This is a genomic window from Campylobacter sp. IFREMER_LSEM_CL2101, from assembly GCF_025771825.1.
Classification (GTDB): Bacteria; Campylobacterota; Campylobacteria; order Campylobacterales; family Campylobacteraceae; genus Campylobacter_D; species Campylobacter_D lari_C.
Genome location: NZ_JAKMQZ010000001.1, coordinates 44,304 through 59,156, shown reverse-complemented (window position 1 = coordinate 59,156; position 14,853 = coordinate 44,304). Strand labels below are relative to the sequence as shown.

Annotated in this window: 13 protein-coding genes and 1 pseudogene; 2 read left to right on the top strand and 12 right to left on the bottom strand. The window is 30.8% G+C overall.

Annotated elements, in window-relative coordinates; all coding sequences use genetic code 11:
* Nucleotides 1-9: 9 nt before the first annotated feature.
* The 5 genes from flhG to aroQ are packed head-to-tail and all read right to left on the bottom strand — an operon-like array spanning nucleotide 10 to nucleotide 4,236.
* Nucleotides 10-873: a P-loop NTPase gene (gene flhG / locus L8V88_RS00330; protein WP_214118644.1), complete on the bottom strand. Its 864-nt coding sequence runs from the start codon at nucleotides 871-873 to the stop codon at nucleotides 10-12.
* Nucleotides 866-2,248: a flagellar biosynthesis protein FlhF gene (flhF, locus tag L8V88_RS00325; protein ID WP_263664775.1), complete on the bottom strand. Its 1,383-nt coding sequence runs from the start codon at nucleotides 2,246-2,248 to the stop codon at nucleotides 866-868. Before flhF ends, flhG begins: the two co-directional genes overlap by 8 nt.
* A gap of 8 nt (nucleotides 2,249-2,256) precedes the next feature.
* Nucleotides 2,257-2,730, bottom strand: coding sequence for a 2-amino-4-hydroxy-6-hydroxymethyldihydropteridine diphosphokinase (folK, locus tag L8V88_RS00320; protein WP_263674870.1), 474 nt, complete (start codon nucleotides 2,728-2,730; stop codon nucleotides 2,257-2,259).
* Nucleotide 2,731: 1 nt separating this feature from the next.
* A complete protein-coding gene (locus L8V88_RS00315; RefSeq protein ID WP_263726333.1) occupies nucleotides 2,732-3,757 on the bottom strand; it encodes a M24 family metallopeptidase in 1,026 nt (341 codons plus the stop codon).
* Nucleotides 3,754-4,236 carry a type II 3-dehydroquinate dehydratase gene (gene aroQ, locus L8V88_RS00310; RefSeq protein ID WP_263726332.1) on the bottom strand — a complete coding sequence of 161 codons (483 nt, stop codon included), beginning with the start codon at nucleotides 4,234-4,236 and terminating at the stop codon, nucleotides 3,754-3,756. Before aroQ ends, L8V88_RS00315 begins: the two co-directional genes overlap by 4 nt.
* A gap of 88 nt (nucleotides 4,237-4,324) precedes the next feature.
* Between aroQ and L8V88_RS00305 the strand changes: the two genes are divergently transcribed.
* Both L8V88_RS00305 and sppA read left to right on the top strand, forming a co-directional pair.
* Entirely contained in the window at nucleotides 4,325-5,548 is a 1,224-nt protein-coding gene (locus tag L8V88_RS00305; protein ID WP_263726331.1) for a metal-dependent hydrolase, read from the top strand.
* Nucleotides 5,536-6,429 (top strand): signal peptide peptidase SppA, encoded by an 894-nt coding sequence (gene sppA, locus L8V88_RS00300; RefSeq protein ID WP_263726330.1) that lies wholly within the window; start codon nucleotides 5,536-5,538, stop codon nucleotides 6,427-6,429. The genes L8V88_RS00305 and sppA overlap by 13 nt, the downstream gene beginning before the upstream one ends.
* Here the strand turns inward: sppA and ribD are convergent.
* The 7 genes and pseudogenes from ribD to L8V88_RS07945 form a co-directional block, all read right to left on the bottom strand.
* The gene (gene ribD / locus L8V88_RS00295; RefSeq protein WP_263726329.1) at nucleotides 6,426-7,418 is read right to left on the bottom strand and encodes a bifunctional diaminohydroxyphosphoribosylaminopyrimidine deaminase/5-amino-6-(5-phosphoribosylamino)uracil reductase RibD; all 993 of its coding nucleotides are present in this window, start codon (nucleotides 7,416-7,418) and stop codon (nucleotides 6,426-6,428) included. The two genes, sppA and ribD, sit on opposite strands and share 4 nt — an antisense overlap.
* 106 nt (nucleotides 7,419-7,524) lie before the next feature.
* Nucleotides 7,525-8,755 (bottom strand): annotated as a pseudogene (locus L8V88_RS00290) (McrC family protein); the annotation flags it as partial.
* On the bottom strand, nucleotides 8,755-11,088 hold the full coding sequence (locus L8V88_RS00285; protein WP_263726327.1) for an McrB family protein: 2,334 nt from the start codon (nucleotides 11,086-11,088) through the stop codon (nucleotides 8,755-8,757). The gene L8V88_RS00285 and the pseudogene L8V88_RS00290, both read right to left, overlap by 1 nt.
* A 94-nt stretch (nucleotides 11,089-11,182) precedes the next feature.
* Nucleotides 11,183-11,605: a ribosome maturation factor RimP gene (gene rimP / locus L8V88_RS00280; RefSeq protein ID WP_039625257.1), complete on the bottom strand. Its 423-nt coding sequence runs from the start codon at nucleotides 11,603-11,605 to the stop codon at nucleotides 11,183-11,185.
* Nucleotides 11,595-11,957: a 30S ribosome-binding factor RbfA gene (gene rbfA / locus L8V88_RS00275; RefSeq protein ID WP_263726326.1), complete on the bottom strand. Its 363-nt coding sequence runs from the start codon at nucleotides 11,955-11,957 to the stop codon at nucleotides 11,595-11,597. The genes rimP and rbfA overlap by 11 nt, the downstream gene beginning before the upstream one ends.
* On the bottom strand, nucleotides 11,954-14,587 hold the full coding sequence (gene infB / locus L8V88_RS00270; RefSeq protein ID WP_263726325.1) for a translation initiation factor IF-2: 2,634 nt from the start codon (nucleotides 14,585-14,587) through the stop codon (nucleotides 11,954-11,956). The genes rbfA and infB overlap by 4 nt, the downstream gene beginning before the upstream one ends.
* Nucleotides 14,568-14,810 (bottom strand): DUF448 domain-containing protein, encoded by a 243-nt coding sequence (locus L8V88_RS07945; protein WP_069099694.1) that lies wholly within the window; start codon nucleotides 14,808-14,810, stop codon nucleotides 14,568-14,570. Before L8V88_RS07945 ends, infB begins: the two co-directional genes overlap by 20 nt.
* Between the last annotated feature and the right edge of the window lie 43 nt (nucleotides 14,811-14,853).

The window sequence follows — 14,853 nt, the reverse complement described above, 5'->3', positions numbered from 1 at the left end:
TCCCTCAATCTAAAAACGATCCAAAAGCTTTTTGAAAAAACTCATAATGCTTTTATCTCCCACATTATTAAGCACTTTTTGTTCCAACCTATATAAAAGCTTAGAAGCTATGGTTTTTAGCTCATCACTTGCATTAGTGTCATCATCACTAAATAAAGTTCTTTTTTTAATACTAGAACTAATATCTTTACTTTGACCTAAAAATCCTAAAAATTCTAAATTTAAACTATGCTTAATGTTAATATCTGCTACTTTTTTAATGTTATCAAAAATTCTCAAAGCCTCATTTTCATTTTTAACAACATTAAACACCATTAATAAATTCTCTTTAGTTTTTGAAGTGGTTTTTATAGTAGCATAAGCATCGGTAATCGCAGCAGGATCAGGCACAGTGATGACAATAACCTCATCAGACATTTCTAAGAAATTTCCTATATTACCACCTATACCTGCTCCTGTATCAATGATTAAAAAGTCTAAATCATCTAAAATACTTGTTTGATTTAAAAATCTCTCATAAATGTTTTTATCATTGTATTTTAAAATTTCATCGCCACTCTCACCTGGGATAAGCCATAAATTTGGCTTTACCTCTATTAAAATATCTTCTAGCGAGCATTCGCCCTTTAAAACATGTAAAAGGTTTTTTTCCACACGCACATTTAAAATCACATCTAAATTTGCAAGCCCTATATCTGCATCAAAAAGCCCTACTTTATAACCATTTTTAGCTAGGATGTTGCCCAAATTTGCGCTAAAAGTACTTTTTCCAACCCCACCTTTACCGCTAGTAACTGCGATAAAATGAGTATGTTTTACATTTGAGTTTTCATTTTTTACTAGATCTTTTAATTTTTCTGCTTGATTACTCATTTTCATCCCTTCTAAAACCTTCTAACACACAACGCACTAAAAAGTCACTATTAGCCACTTCTATATCATCAGGCACTTCTTGACCTATGGAAAAAAAGCTCATCGGAGTGCTAGTTTCATAAAGTAAAGAAAACACATTTCCAAATACTTTTGTTTCATCAAATTTTGTAATGATTAAGGTGTCTATATTTAAAAATGAAAAATTATTGTAAGTTTCTAATAAATCTTCATATTTTGTATTTGCTGAAAGCACTAAATTCACATCAATTTGTGCATTAGAATGCGATAAAAATTCTTTTGTTTTTTCAAGTTTTGCCTTATCATACTGTGAATTTCCGGTTGTATCTACTAAAATAACCTCACAAGTATTTAAACTTCTAATCGCATCATCTAAGTCATTTGGCTCTATACTATCAATGATAGGAAGTTTCATCATCTTAGCATATTGGAAAAGTTGCTCTACTGCGCCTATTCTATAAGTATCAAGAGTTATAATACCGGTTTTATAGCGTCTATCTCCATAAGCATAGCGAAAAGCAAGTTTAGCTAAAGTAGTAGTTTTGCCCACTCCTGTTGGGCCTACTAACATCATGATTTTTTGCTTTTTAATTTCACTTTCTAAACGACATGGAAGCATATTACGCAAAAGTGAGTAAAAATACCTTTGCACTGCTTCTTGATTTGCTTTCATAGTGCTTGGCATATTTTCAATAGTCGCTTTCATAATCGCTTCTAAATGCGCTTCTTGCATACCACTTGCCTTAGCTTGCTTATAAATACTTGCAAACTCAGGTGGTATAGCTAGTTCTTTACGTAAATCTGCCTTATCATCCCACATCATATCCACAAGCAAATTCATTTTATCATTAAGCTTGTTCATTTGTTTTTCAAAGGCTTCAATTTTTTTATCATAATTTGGATTTGGCATAGAAAAATCTTGATAGTTTGAAACCTTGCTAATTTCTGAACTAACCTGAGAAAGTTTATTTTTTAAATTTAAAAAATTATCATCTTTTTTGCTTGTATTTAAATAAGGATTAATAGGTTTTTGCTTAGCTTTTGAAGAAAAATCAAGCACTACATCTTCTTCTTTTTTTTCATCTTCAAGTTTTGGAGCTTGAATTTTAACCTCAGGAAAACTTGCTGTGTTTGGTTTTTTCTTTGGTGGCATAGGTAAATTGTTTTGCTTTAAATGCTCTTCATAATCAGCTTCTTCAATCGCTACTATAACCTCGTATAAAGGCTTTTGATTGATAGTTTTTGGACGAATTTGCTTATTAGTTACTATCAAAGCCTTATCGCCATAATCTTGCTTGACCTTAGGTATAATCTCATCTGTGCTTTCAACCGTAAAAGTATGAATCAATTGTCCCATATTTTTCCTTATCTTAACAAGCCCAAAGGCAAAGTTACACTAATTCTATCATTTACCCCCGCATGAGGCACTGTGCAATACTCATCTTTACGCGCTTTTTTTGAAAAATACAACAAATCCAAATCAAGCGTTCTAGGAGCATTTTTAAAAGTTCTTTTTCTTTTGAATTTAAACTCATAAAAAAACAAAACTTTTAAAAGTGCTCTTGCATGTAAACTTGTACTTACAACCATCACTGCATTAGTAAAGTCTTTTTGCTCTTCAAAGCCAAAAGCTTTATTAATCAAAAATGGTGATGTTTGCAATACTTGCAAGCGTTTATCTTGCATTAAAAGCCTAAATAAACTCCGAAAGCGTTTTTTTTCATCTTCTATATTGCTTCCAAGTCCTATAATGGCTATGTATTTTCCTTTTTTATCAGCCTTTGAATAAAAAGGAAAAAAACGAATTTTTTCTAACCTTCTAGCTCCTTTAATCAGCAAATTATAACACCACTGCCTTTTCTTTATCAAGATAGACCATATCTTCTATCCTAATGCCAAGTTTGTCTTTGATATAAATTCCAGGTTCAATGGTAAATACCATACCCTCTTTTAGCTCATAGTCACTTCTTGGACTAATGTTTGGTAACTCATGTATGTCAAGTCCCACTCCATGTCCTAAACTATGAATAAATTCTTTTTCAAAACCTGCGTTTTTAATCACTTCTCTTGCGATAAAATCAAGCTCACTTGATCTCATACCAACGCGTGCTTTTTCTATAGCTTGAAGCTGAGCTTGTTTAACCACTTCATAAATTTGCATAATTTCTTTGTCTTTAAAATTTGGCTTATTTTTATCAAACACTATACCATTCTCATCAAAACAAGCCGTTCTTGTGCGATCAGAACAATACCTTTGATAAACCACACCCGCATCAACTAATAACAAAGCTCCATATTCTAAACATTTATCACTAGGTAAAGCATGTGCTTTAGCCGCATTTTCATTAATAGCCACAATAGGTGAAAAAGAAAGTCCTAAAGCACCTTTTTTTTGAAAAATTTCACATGCTTTAAAATGTAATTCTTTTTCACTTTTTCCATGGCCTTCTTGGCTGATAAATTTAGCAAATTCTTCAAAGCATTCTTTGCCAAAATTTACAGCCTTTTGCAAAAGTTGTAATTCCTTAGCATTTTTTATAATGCGCTTGTTTTTACTCAAGTCTAATTTTTCTTCAAAAACGATATTTGCACTTTTACTAAGTTCTTTAAATTCAAAATAGCTAAAGTCTTTTGGGTCAAAACACACCCTATCAATTTCTGCTTTTTCTAAAAGCTCTCTAGCACTAGCAAAAAGATCTTGTGCTAAAACTACCTTAGCATTTTTTATCATTTCACTAGCTTCAAAGCTATATCTTGCATCAGTGATGAAAAATGCTTCATCTTCAAGTTTTAAAAACAAAGCATTATCGCAAGAATAGCCACACTCATAAAAAAGTGCATTTTCGTTTTTTAAGATAAAATTCATTGATTTGCTTGTTGTGCTTTTGCTTGAGCTGCTTTATATGCATTGATTTGATCAAAAATTTGGAAAAGTCCCATTAAAGCCATATGATAACCAAAAGGACCAAAACCTACCACACTACCTGCGCAAACTGGTGCTATCATGCTTTTTTGTCTGAATTCTTCTCTTCTATAAGTATTACTAATATGCACTTCAATCACAGGCATATTAATCGCTGCGATCGCATCGCGGATTGCTATAGAAGTGTGTGCATAAGCAGCTGCATTAATAATCACTCCATCTACACTGCCTAAGCATTCTTGAATTTTATCAACTAACTCACCTTCAAAATTACTTTGAAAAAACTCAATCTCTACATTAGCTTGTTTTGCGGCTTGTTTCATTTGCTCATGAATATCTTCCATTTTCATATTGCCATAAATATGAGTTTCTCTCAAACCAAGCATATTGATGTTTGGTCCTTGTATCACCATAACTTTCATAATCTAACCTTTATTTAGTAAAATCTACTATATTATAACATTTTAAAGCTAAATTTTAGCTACAATTTCCCTTTTTAAAGGAGGTAAAATGTTTATAATAGCACCCAAAATCATCTTAACTTGCGATGATGATTTTAATATTTTAGAAAACAAAGCAGTTCTTTTTGATAATAATATTTTAGAAATTGATAGCTTAGAAAATTTACAAAAATCCCACCCACAAGCTAAGCTTATACCAACTCCAAAAGATACCTTACTTTTACCTGCTTTTATCAATCCACACACGCATTTAGAATTTAGTGCAAATAGTGGAAATTTAGTCTTTGGAGACTTTTTAAAATGGCTTGATAGTGTTTTTAATAACCGCGAGCAATTAAACGAAAAAGCCAAAGAAAAATTAATCTCACAAAATATCCATAAAATGCTAAAAAGTGGCACTGCTACCATAGGAGAAATTTCAAGCTTTGGAAGCGATTTAAACCCTTGTGTCAATTCACAAGCTAGAGTGGTATTTTTTAATGAAATTTTAGGTTCAAGTGAAAATTTTATCCAAGCTAAAAAAGAGGAATTTTTAACTCGTTATGAAAAAAGCATGAGTTTTAAAACTTCCAAATTTATCCCTGCTATTTCAGTGCATGCACCCTACTCAACCCACCCAGAACTTGCCAAATTTGTTATAAAACTTGCTAGAGAAAATGATCATTTACTAAGCACGCATTTTCTTGAAAGCAATCATGAAAACAACTGGCTAAGGTTTAAAAAGGGTAGTTTTAAAAAAAGCTTGGCTAAATTTAGTAAAAATCCTATGCCATTTTACACCCCACAAAGCTTTTTAGAGCTTTTTAAAGGCCAAAGGACTTTATTTACTCATTGTGTGTATTTTAAAGAATGGAATTTACTAGATAAAAATTTACACTCGATCACGCATTGTGCTTTTTCAAACAGACTTTTGAGTAAAAATACTTTTAAATTAAAATCTGCTTTAAAAAATGGTGTTAATATCCACCTAGGAACTGATGGCTTAAGCTCAAATACTTCTTTAAGTATGCTTGATGAAATGAGAGCAAATTTACTTATACATGATGATTTAGAGTTAGAAAATTTTGCTAAAATATTGCTTTTAATGACGACTAACAAAGCCGCAAAAGCTTTAAATTTAAACCTAGGCCAAATTCAAAAAGGCAAAATAGCTGATTTTAGTCTTTTTGCTTTACCAAATAGTGTAAATTTAAAACAACTTCCTTTGCAGTTTATCTTACAAAGCAAAGAAGTGTTAAAACTTTTTATAGAAGGAAAAGAATGCAAATTATAAAATCATTTTTTAAAGGAATTGGAAAAATCATTTCTTATATCAACACTTATTTTAAAACCTTTGTATTTTTATTTATCGTGTTTTTGATCCTTGCTCCAAGCGGGGATAATGCCAAGCTTTCTAATGCAAACTTAGCTCAAATTAATCTTAAAGGCGAAATTAGCGATGCGAGCAATCTTTTAGAACAAATTTACAAAGTCAAAGATGATAAAGCTATAAAAGGGGTTTTGCTTTTTATAGATAGCCCTGGTGGGGCTTTTGCACCAAGCATGGAAATAGCCTTAGCTATACAAGATCTTAAAGCTAAAAAGCCTGTGGTAGTCTATGCAGGTGGAACTATAGCAAGTGGGAGTTACTTAAGCGCAGTAGGAGCTGATATGATCATCGCTAATCCTGCTAGCTTTGTGGGATCTATTGGGGTAATCATGCAAGGCTTTGAAGTAAGTGAGCTTGCACAAAAACTTGGTATAAATGAGCAAACCATCAAAGCAGGAAGCTATAAAGAAGCAGGAACTTTCATGCGTAAATGGAGTGAAGATGAAAAAAACTTTTTGCAAAATTTAGCCAATCAAAGCTATGAACTTTTCACACAATTTGTCGCTAAAAATCGCAAGCTAGACTTAAACCAAACAAGCTCATGGGCTGATGCGAAAGTGTTTTTAGCAAATGAGGCTTTAAAATTAAAACTCATTGATAAAATAGGCAATTACGAGCAAGCCAAAAAAGAGTTAGAAAAACTAGCTAAAGTACAAAATCCTATCTGGCAAAAAGAAGATGCTATAGATAAGTTTTTAAAACGATTAGAAGAGCAAAGTGCTAGCTTTTTTGCTAACACTTTGACACAATTTTTCACACAAGTAAGCTCACAAAAAATTTATTAAGATTTAATAATCTCATAAAATCCATAAGTATCATTTTCTAAAAAGCCTTTGTATAAAGGCTTTAGCTTTAAATCTAACTTAACATTTTCAAGAGTATTTAAATTTGAGCTTGAAAAAATCAAAAGCATATCTAACTCATCTTTAAAGGCTTTTAAAAAATTCTCCCCGCCCTCATACATGATGAGCTTTGCTTCACTAGGAATGCTTGTAAAAATTTCTCTTTCAGCTACGCTAAATAAAGGAATGTTTGGATCAAAACTTTCTAAATTTTGACGGCTTAGTATGCATAAATTTGGCGCTTTAGCTTGAACTAGCCTTGCATCTAAAATAGGCCTATCATGCCTTATAGTTTCTCCGCCCACTACAAGTAAATCAAGCTTTGAGCGCAATGCATGAGCATAGGTTCTACTTGCTTTAGAACTTACGATTTTACCATAAGCAGAGCCATTTAAAGAAAGGGCTAGTTTAAAAAATTTAAAACTTGATTTTTGCCATTTTAAAAAAGGCTTTAAAAGCTCTTTGGCTCTTTGCTCACAAATTCCCATGTGAACTTTTATGCCTTGATCTTTTAAAAACCCTGCTCCACCACTTGCGAGTTTATGCTCATCCTTAGTAGCGATAAAAACTTCACTAAAGCCAAGTGCGCTAAAAAGCTTTGCACAAGGTGGGGTTTTACCCTGGTGATTGCAAGGTTCTAAACTCACACAAGCACTAGCGCCTTTTAATAACCCCTGATGATTTTGACAAATAAACTCATGCAAATCGTTTGCATTTTGTGGTAAATCTAAATTTGGATTAAGTGCTTTTAAGGCTTTACTCACTGCTTCAAGCTCTGCATGAGCCTTACCTGCTTCTTTGTGTGCTTCTATGCTTAAAATTTTGCCATTTTTATCTAAGATCACACAACCTACGGCTGGATTTGGGTAAGTTAAAAGCTGATATTTCCAAGCTTCATCTATGGCTAAATTCATATAAAATTCGTGATTCATATTACTTCCTAAAAAGGTAAAGGTGCAAAAAATACCTTAAGCTTTACATGTTCATCGCAAGTTTTTAAAAAACCTTGTGCTAAAAACTTAATATCTTTAGTTTTTAATTTCTCTCTTAAGTCAAAAGTTCTCTCACATAGAGGATAAATGAGATAAATTTCCTTTATCTCGTATTTATTTGCATAAGCAAACATTTGATATAAATCACTTTGCGATATACCATGTTTTTTCTCATCTTCACTATCATCTGGAATTTTCCATTTGGTATCTAAGATCATTTTATTTTCTATATATAAATCAGGCTTTAACATAAAACATTTTTCATCATTTTTTGAGATTAAATACTTTCCACTACTTTGGGCTTTTATATTTTTGCTAGGATTAGCAAGTTTAAACATATAAGCTACATAGTTTTCAAAAAGTTTTTCCATAGGAAAAAGCAAAGCAAAGGCTTCTTTTTTACCTTTATATGGAGCAAAGCTTTGATTTTGTAGAAATACCTTACACCAAGAAAGTATATTTTCATAATAATCAAAATGTCTTGAAATTTTAAAACTAAAATCTTTTTCATAATTTTTAGAAAATTCTACCTCATCAAGCATTTGCATAGCTTTGATGATTTTAAATTTATTCGAGCTTGTTTTGGATTTTAAAAAATTTAGGGTTGATTTTATCAAGCGATTTGGTGCTATGTCTAAAACAAATTCATCACTACTTGTAAAAAATCTTTCTTTGTGTATTAAATTTGATTTTATATGCTCATTAAAAAGTAATTTTCCTTTTAAAAAAGTTCTATTTTCTTCACTACTTACATAAGATCTCATCAAACCTTTTTTATACACACTATCAAATTCATCTAAAAACATCGTGATAAATACTTCAAACAAAGGCATTTTAGCAATTTGTAAAGATGAAATTTGAGACTTTTTAAAGGGAGAATTTTTTAAGGTTTTTAGCATGTTGATTAAAAGAATACTAGGATCATTTTTAAGATCATCTTCGCTAAAATCATCATTTTTAAAGATATTATCTAGTTTATAACATTTTTTTAATTTTTCTTTATCGTATTTTGAGGATTTATCTTCTTTTTTATAGCTATCCAAATTCGTACATTTTGGCAAGATTTCTAAAACACCGTTTTTAGTCTGTATAATGCCGACATAATTTTTAGCTTTTAAGGTTTTTTTGTTTTTAAAGCCTAGAAGACTTTCATTATTTTTTGCAAAGTCTTCTAGCTCTTTATAAAATCTTTCAGCCTTTTCTTTGAAAATTTCTTTTAAATCTTCTTTAGAAAAAGCTTGATATTCAATGATAGAAAAAGTGTTAATTGTTTTCATTATTCATATATTTTTTTAAAAGTAGCTTCATCCCATTTTTGACTATCACTAAACTTATAAATAACCTTATCACTTTCTATAAATTCTGTCATATTTTTTAAATAATCACTATTTATATCTTGTTTTTCTAACATACCATTTTCATTTAAAACTGCTTTTATTAAAGCATAATCATTGTAAAAATACTCTTGCAATAGCGGGATGATTTTATTTTGAAAAACGTTTTTTAATTTCTCTAAACTATCAATGCCTATAAAAAATGCGTGTCCTATAGTCTTTTCTCTATCTAGCAAGTATTCTATACGAGTATTGATAGCTTTTAATAATTCTTGCAAATCTATATCTTCAATTTTAGATAGTTCACTAGGTTTAGGCATCATCTCGACAAATTCAAAACGTCTTCGCAAAGCTGTATCAAGTGAAGTTATACTTCTATCAGCTGTATTCATAGTGCCTATGATATAAACATTTTTAGGCACTCCAAATTTTTCACCGCTATAAGGTAAAGTAACTTTTAATCCCTCGCTTTCACCTATTCTTTTGCTAGGTTCTATTAAAGTGATAAGCTCACCAAAAATCTTACTTACATTACCACGATTAATCTCATCTATGATTATTATATAAGGTTTTAAAGAATTATCGTTGTTTTTCTTATTTTCATTCTTTGCAGTTGATTGTTTTTCATATGCTTTAAATTTTTTCACTAAATTAAAATAATAAGTATGAGTTCTATCGGCATAATCTCTATCAAATACTTTTTTAAACATTTCAGCAGCATTATTAAATTCATCATGATGTTTTAATAATTCCATAAATATAGATATACTTAAATTAAAATTTCCATCAAATCTCTCTACTCCTTCACTATAAATCATAACCGTTTTATCATTGATATCAACAACAAAGAAATTTCCACCCTTTGTTTTACTAATAGGCTCATTTGTTTCCAAAAGCCAATTTAAAAAATTTTCAACTTTTTCCTTTAATTCTATTTTTTTATTTAACTCATCTGCATTTAAGATACTATTCTCATAATTATCTAAAGCTTTTTCACAAAGTTCTTTAAAAACTCCCTTTTCTATTTTATAATTTACTTCTTGAGAATTTTCCGCTGTTTTATTGATATCAGGCTTTATACCTTCTATAAATTCTTCATATCCATAACTTTGATGAAAAGTAGTAAAAACTATTCGCCCTTTTTTTACATATTCATCAAATAACTTTTTTCTATTTGCTCTATCATCTTTGCTTGGAATTTGTATTTTTTCTTCTTTTGATATAATCTCTAAAGCCTTATCTATCGTTTGATAAGTTTTTCCTGTCCCTGGAGGCCCATAAAGAATTTGATTTAAAGGTGGATTTTCTACATTCAATCCTTTATTTGTTTCTTTGTTATTATAAAACTCTTTATCGGAAGAATTAATCAGAAAATCTCTATAATATTTTATAGCACTTGAATATCTATTTTTATTTGTAAAATTCTGATCTAAATATTTTTTATTATTTTCTAATTCTTTACATTTAAGATCAAATTGTTTTATATCACATTTATATAGATTTACATTCAAATATTTGGTAGAAATTCGAGAAATATCTTCTATATAATTTTCTTTAGTTCCTTCACTTAGTTTGCTACCATCTTTTTTAGTAACTTTATTTAAGTATATAGAAAAATTAATTTTATTTTGTTCGATTGTTTTAGTATTCAAATTTGAATAATGCTCCCATAATGGAACCGAAACCTCATTTCTCATACTATCGAGTGTATAAATTTTATCTTTTAACAACTTTTTATGTAATTCATAAATTTCTAAATTGCTTTTAAATTCATTTTTACATATTGCTTCTAATATATCTTTTTTAAATATATTAACAATCTTAATATCATTTGGATTTTGATAATGAAATGCTATCTTCCATTTTAAACCAAAAGGTAAAATTTCATTTAAAATTTCTTTATCAATGCATTTTAAATTATTATTTTGCGAATATTCTATAACTTTAACTATTTCTTTTTTTACTTTTTCAAAAACTTCATCTTTAGTATTTCCAAGATTTTTTCTCCAAGCATATCTATTATCATACAAATAATCATCTTTTTTAGGTGGTTTTTTATAACGATAAATTCCAAATTTTCCAGCATCATTTCCTCCAAATCCTGCATATTCTTTTAATAAAACATCTAACCAATAACAATAATAATTTGGGTTTTCATGTTTAAGATTTGTATATTCTTCAAGACTCATACTTTTAACTTTTTCTAAAGTCCAAATTCTTTGAAATTCTAAAAATTTATTACTTTCTTTTTGTTTCTCATCTAAATTAATATTCATATCTAAATCCTATTTTATTTTATAATAAATTACAAAATAATGTATTTAAATTTAATTATATAAAAAATAAGTAAAAATTTATATTTCTAAATTTTTACCATTGTATGAAGGTTTTAGCTTTTCTTATGTCGCTAAAATTTATAGTAGTTTTTTCTTGAGTTTCTAAATTTTCTAAAGTGATATTTTCATCATCTACGGCGATGATTTTTGCTTCGATTTTTTCTTTTTCACTAGTTGTGATTTTTACAAGTTCGTTAATGCTTTTTGCAAAATGCTCGATTTTGCTAAGTTTTCTCTCAAGCCCACAGCTTGATACTTCTAAAAAATACTCCCCACTCACAGGTGGTTCTACATCAAAAATAGGCGATAAAATCTCACTAAGCCTAGCACAATCATCAAGATTTACCCCACCTTCTTTTTGCACATAAATTCTATAAATCTTTCTACCATTTTCACTTGTTAGCTCATCATCATAAAAGCTAAGCCCTGCTTCTTTACAAAGTGCTTCAAGATTCATTTTGTTCCTTTTTGATTTTTTCAAATAAAGCATCCATATGGTTTTGATACTCTAATCTATCATCAAATTTAAAGTGAAAATTCGGACATCTATACCACCCTTGCTCACTCATGCAATAATTTTGCAAAGCACGGGCAGCTTTTTTAAGCTGATTGAGTATGATTTCTTGCTCTTGGGTGTTAAAAAACATTTTATCTAAATACACAAAAGCATCATATCTGCCTTTTTTACACTCTACATCCACTACGCACAAATTTTTTAAAGCTTCGTTGTCTAAATTTGCTAAAGCTTCTGGTATAAGTTCTTTTAAAATGCTTTCTGTGCGTAGCTTTTTGATTTCAGTTGGGTTCATAGGCTTACTTGTTCCTCAACTTCTTTGTAACTTTCTATATAATCCCCCACTCTCATATCATTACAACCTTCTATGCCTACACCGCATTCATAGCCTTTTGCAACTTCTCTTACATCATCTTTAAAGCGTTTGAGCGAGCTTACATTACCTTCAAATACCACAACCCCATCTCTAATGAGCCTGATTTTCGCGCCACGATTGATCGTACCTTCTGTCACCATACAACCTGCGATTTGGCCTAGTTTTGGTACATTGATCACTTGGCGAATTTCAGCTTGACCAAGTTGTTCTTCAGAGATGATAGGACTCATCATACCGCCTAATAAGGCTTTTACATCATCAAGCAAATTGTAAATAACATTATAAGTTTTTATCTCTACGCCTTTATCTTTAGCACGTTCTTTGATCTCACCAGTTGGGCGTATATTAAAGCCTAAAACGATAGAGTTTTCACTAGCACTTGCAAGCTCTATATCGCTTTGAGTAATTCCACCTACCCCACTATGGATGATATTAACCTTAATCTCATCATTTTTAAGTTTTTCTAAACTAGCCTTAATCGCTTCAAGCGAACCTTGTACATCTGCTTTTAAGATCACAGGAAGGGCTTTTAAATTACCTTCTTTGATTTTTGCACCAAGCTCATCTATACTTACTTTAGTGGATTTGCTTAATTCTTTTTGGCGGTTGTATTCATGGCGTTTATTAGCATATTCTCTTGCTTGTTTATCGCTATCTACAGCTATTAGAGTTTCTCCTGCATCAGCTACTTCACTAAGACCTATGATCACCCCACACTCACCTGGGCCTATTTCTTTTAAAGCTTTGCCTTGATCATCGCTCATAGCACGTACTTTACCATAAGCTTCCCCTGCTACGACAGTATTTCCTACTCTTAAAGTACCATTTTGCACGATGATAGTAGCCACAGGACCTCTACCTTTTTGCACTGAAGATTCTATAATACTTGCTTTAGCATGGGCTTTTGGATTTGCTTTAAGCTCTAAAATATCAGCTTGCAATAATACAATTTCAAGTAAATCCTCTATACCATCACCCTTTTTAGCTGAAACTGGCACAAACTCATGACTTCCACCCCATTCTACTGGCATGATGTCCATTTCTGCTAGTTGGGTTTTTACCATGTCAGGATTTGCGTTTTCTTTATCCATTTTATTAATAGCGATGATGATAGGCACATTAGCTGCTTTTGCATGATTAATCGCTTCTTTAGTTTGTGGTTTTACCCCATCATCTGCAGCTACTACGATAATAACAATATCCGTTATACTAGCTCCCCTTGCACGCATAGCAGTAAATGCCTCATGGCCTGGAGTATCGATAAAAGTGATTTTTCTACCATTTTTTTCCACCATGTAAGCACCAACATGCTGAGTGATCCCACCTGCTTCGCCACTTGCAATGCGTGATTTTCTTATATAATCAAGCAAAGAAGTCTTACCATGATCCACATGCCCCATGATAGTGATAACCGGAGCTCTTTGGCTTAAATTTTCTTCTGTTTGATTTTCATCATAATCTTTTACATAATCAAACTCATCAGCCTCATCGATGATATTAATCTCCACTCCAAATTCAGCTGCAAGAATTTCTATAGCATCCTCATCTAAAAAGTCATTTTTAGTCGTCATCATGCCAAGCATGAAAAGTTTAGAGATAACTTCTCCGGTGTTTTTACCAAGTTTTTCAGCAAATTCATACACACGAATTTCTTTAGGTATGCTTACACTTGTGATCGCTTCACTTTCTTTTTTTTCTATCTTTTTAGGTGGTTTTTTACGACTTCTTCTTTGTATACCACCCTCACCAAATGGGTTGATAGAATTATTTAAAGATTGCTTTAAGATATTTGGTTGTTTTTTGTTTGCTGGTTGTGCTGGTTTGTTTTCTTTTACACTAAAATCAGGTAAAACCACCATATCATCATCTTCTAAAGAAATATCAGCAAAATCTTTATCTCCCAAAAGATCCATTTTAGTAGTGCTTTCTTTTTTGCTTGCTACAGGATGATTTTTCTTTTCTTTTTTCTTTCTTTTTAAATTCTCATCTGAATTTGAAAAAATCATACTAAGGCTTAAACCTTGAGTAGCTTGCGTATTAACCTTTTCTTCTTTGTTGATTTGAGTTTCTTTGCTTTCTTCTTTTTTCTTTTTAACGATGACCAAGCCTCTTCTTTTGGCTAAATTTAAATTAGAACCTAGCTTTTCATCGAGTTTAATTTCTTCTTTTTTCTCTTCTAATACTTCATTTTTTATAGGATTTTCAGGTTGTTTTTCTTCTTTTTTGATTTCTTCTTTTTTTTCACTTACTGCTTTAGTAGGGCTTTTACTTTCTTTTTTAGTTGTGGTTTTTTTCTCTTCTTTTTTGCTTTCTTCTTTTTTAGTAGTTTTTTTTGCCGTACTTTCTTTTTTAGGTTTGGCCACTTTTTTTACCACATCTAGTATTTCACCTGATTGTACATATTGATAAATCGCTTCTGCGATTTCAGAAGATACTTTTTTGTTAGGGGATTTGATATCTTCTAAGCCCATTTCATTGGCTTTTTCTATAATTTCTTTACTTGTATATCCTAACTCTTGAGCGATCTCGCTAATCTTTACATCTGCCATTAAAAAATATCTCCTTTAAATCCTGCTGATTTATATTACCATGAAAATTGCCTTTGCAAGCTCTCATAAAAGCCCTTTGCAACGTTTTTTCATCTTTATCAAAACATGAATTACAAATATACAAACTCCTGCCAAATTCCACTTTAGTGATAATTTGAGAATTTTTTATTTGGAATTGATGCAAACTTTGCTTTTCATAACGGCCTTTGCAAACAATGCACATTCTAATGGGTATATGATTTTTCAAAATTATATCTTTTTTTTGG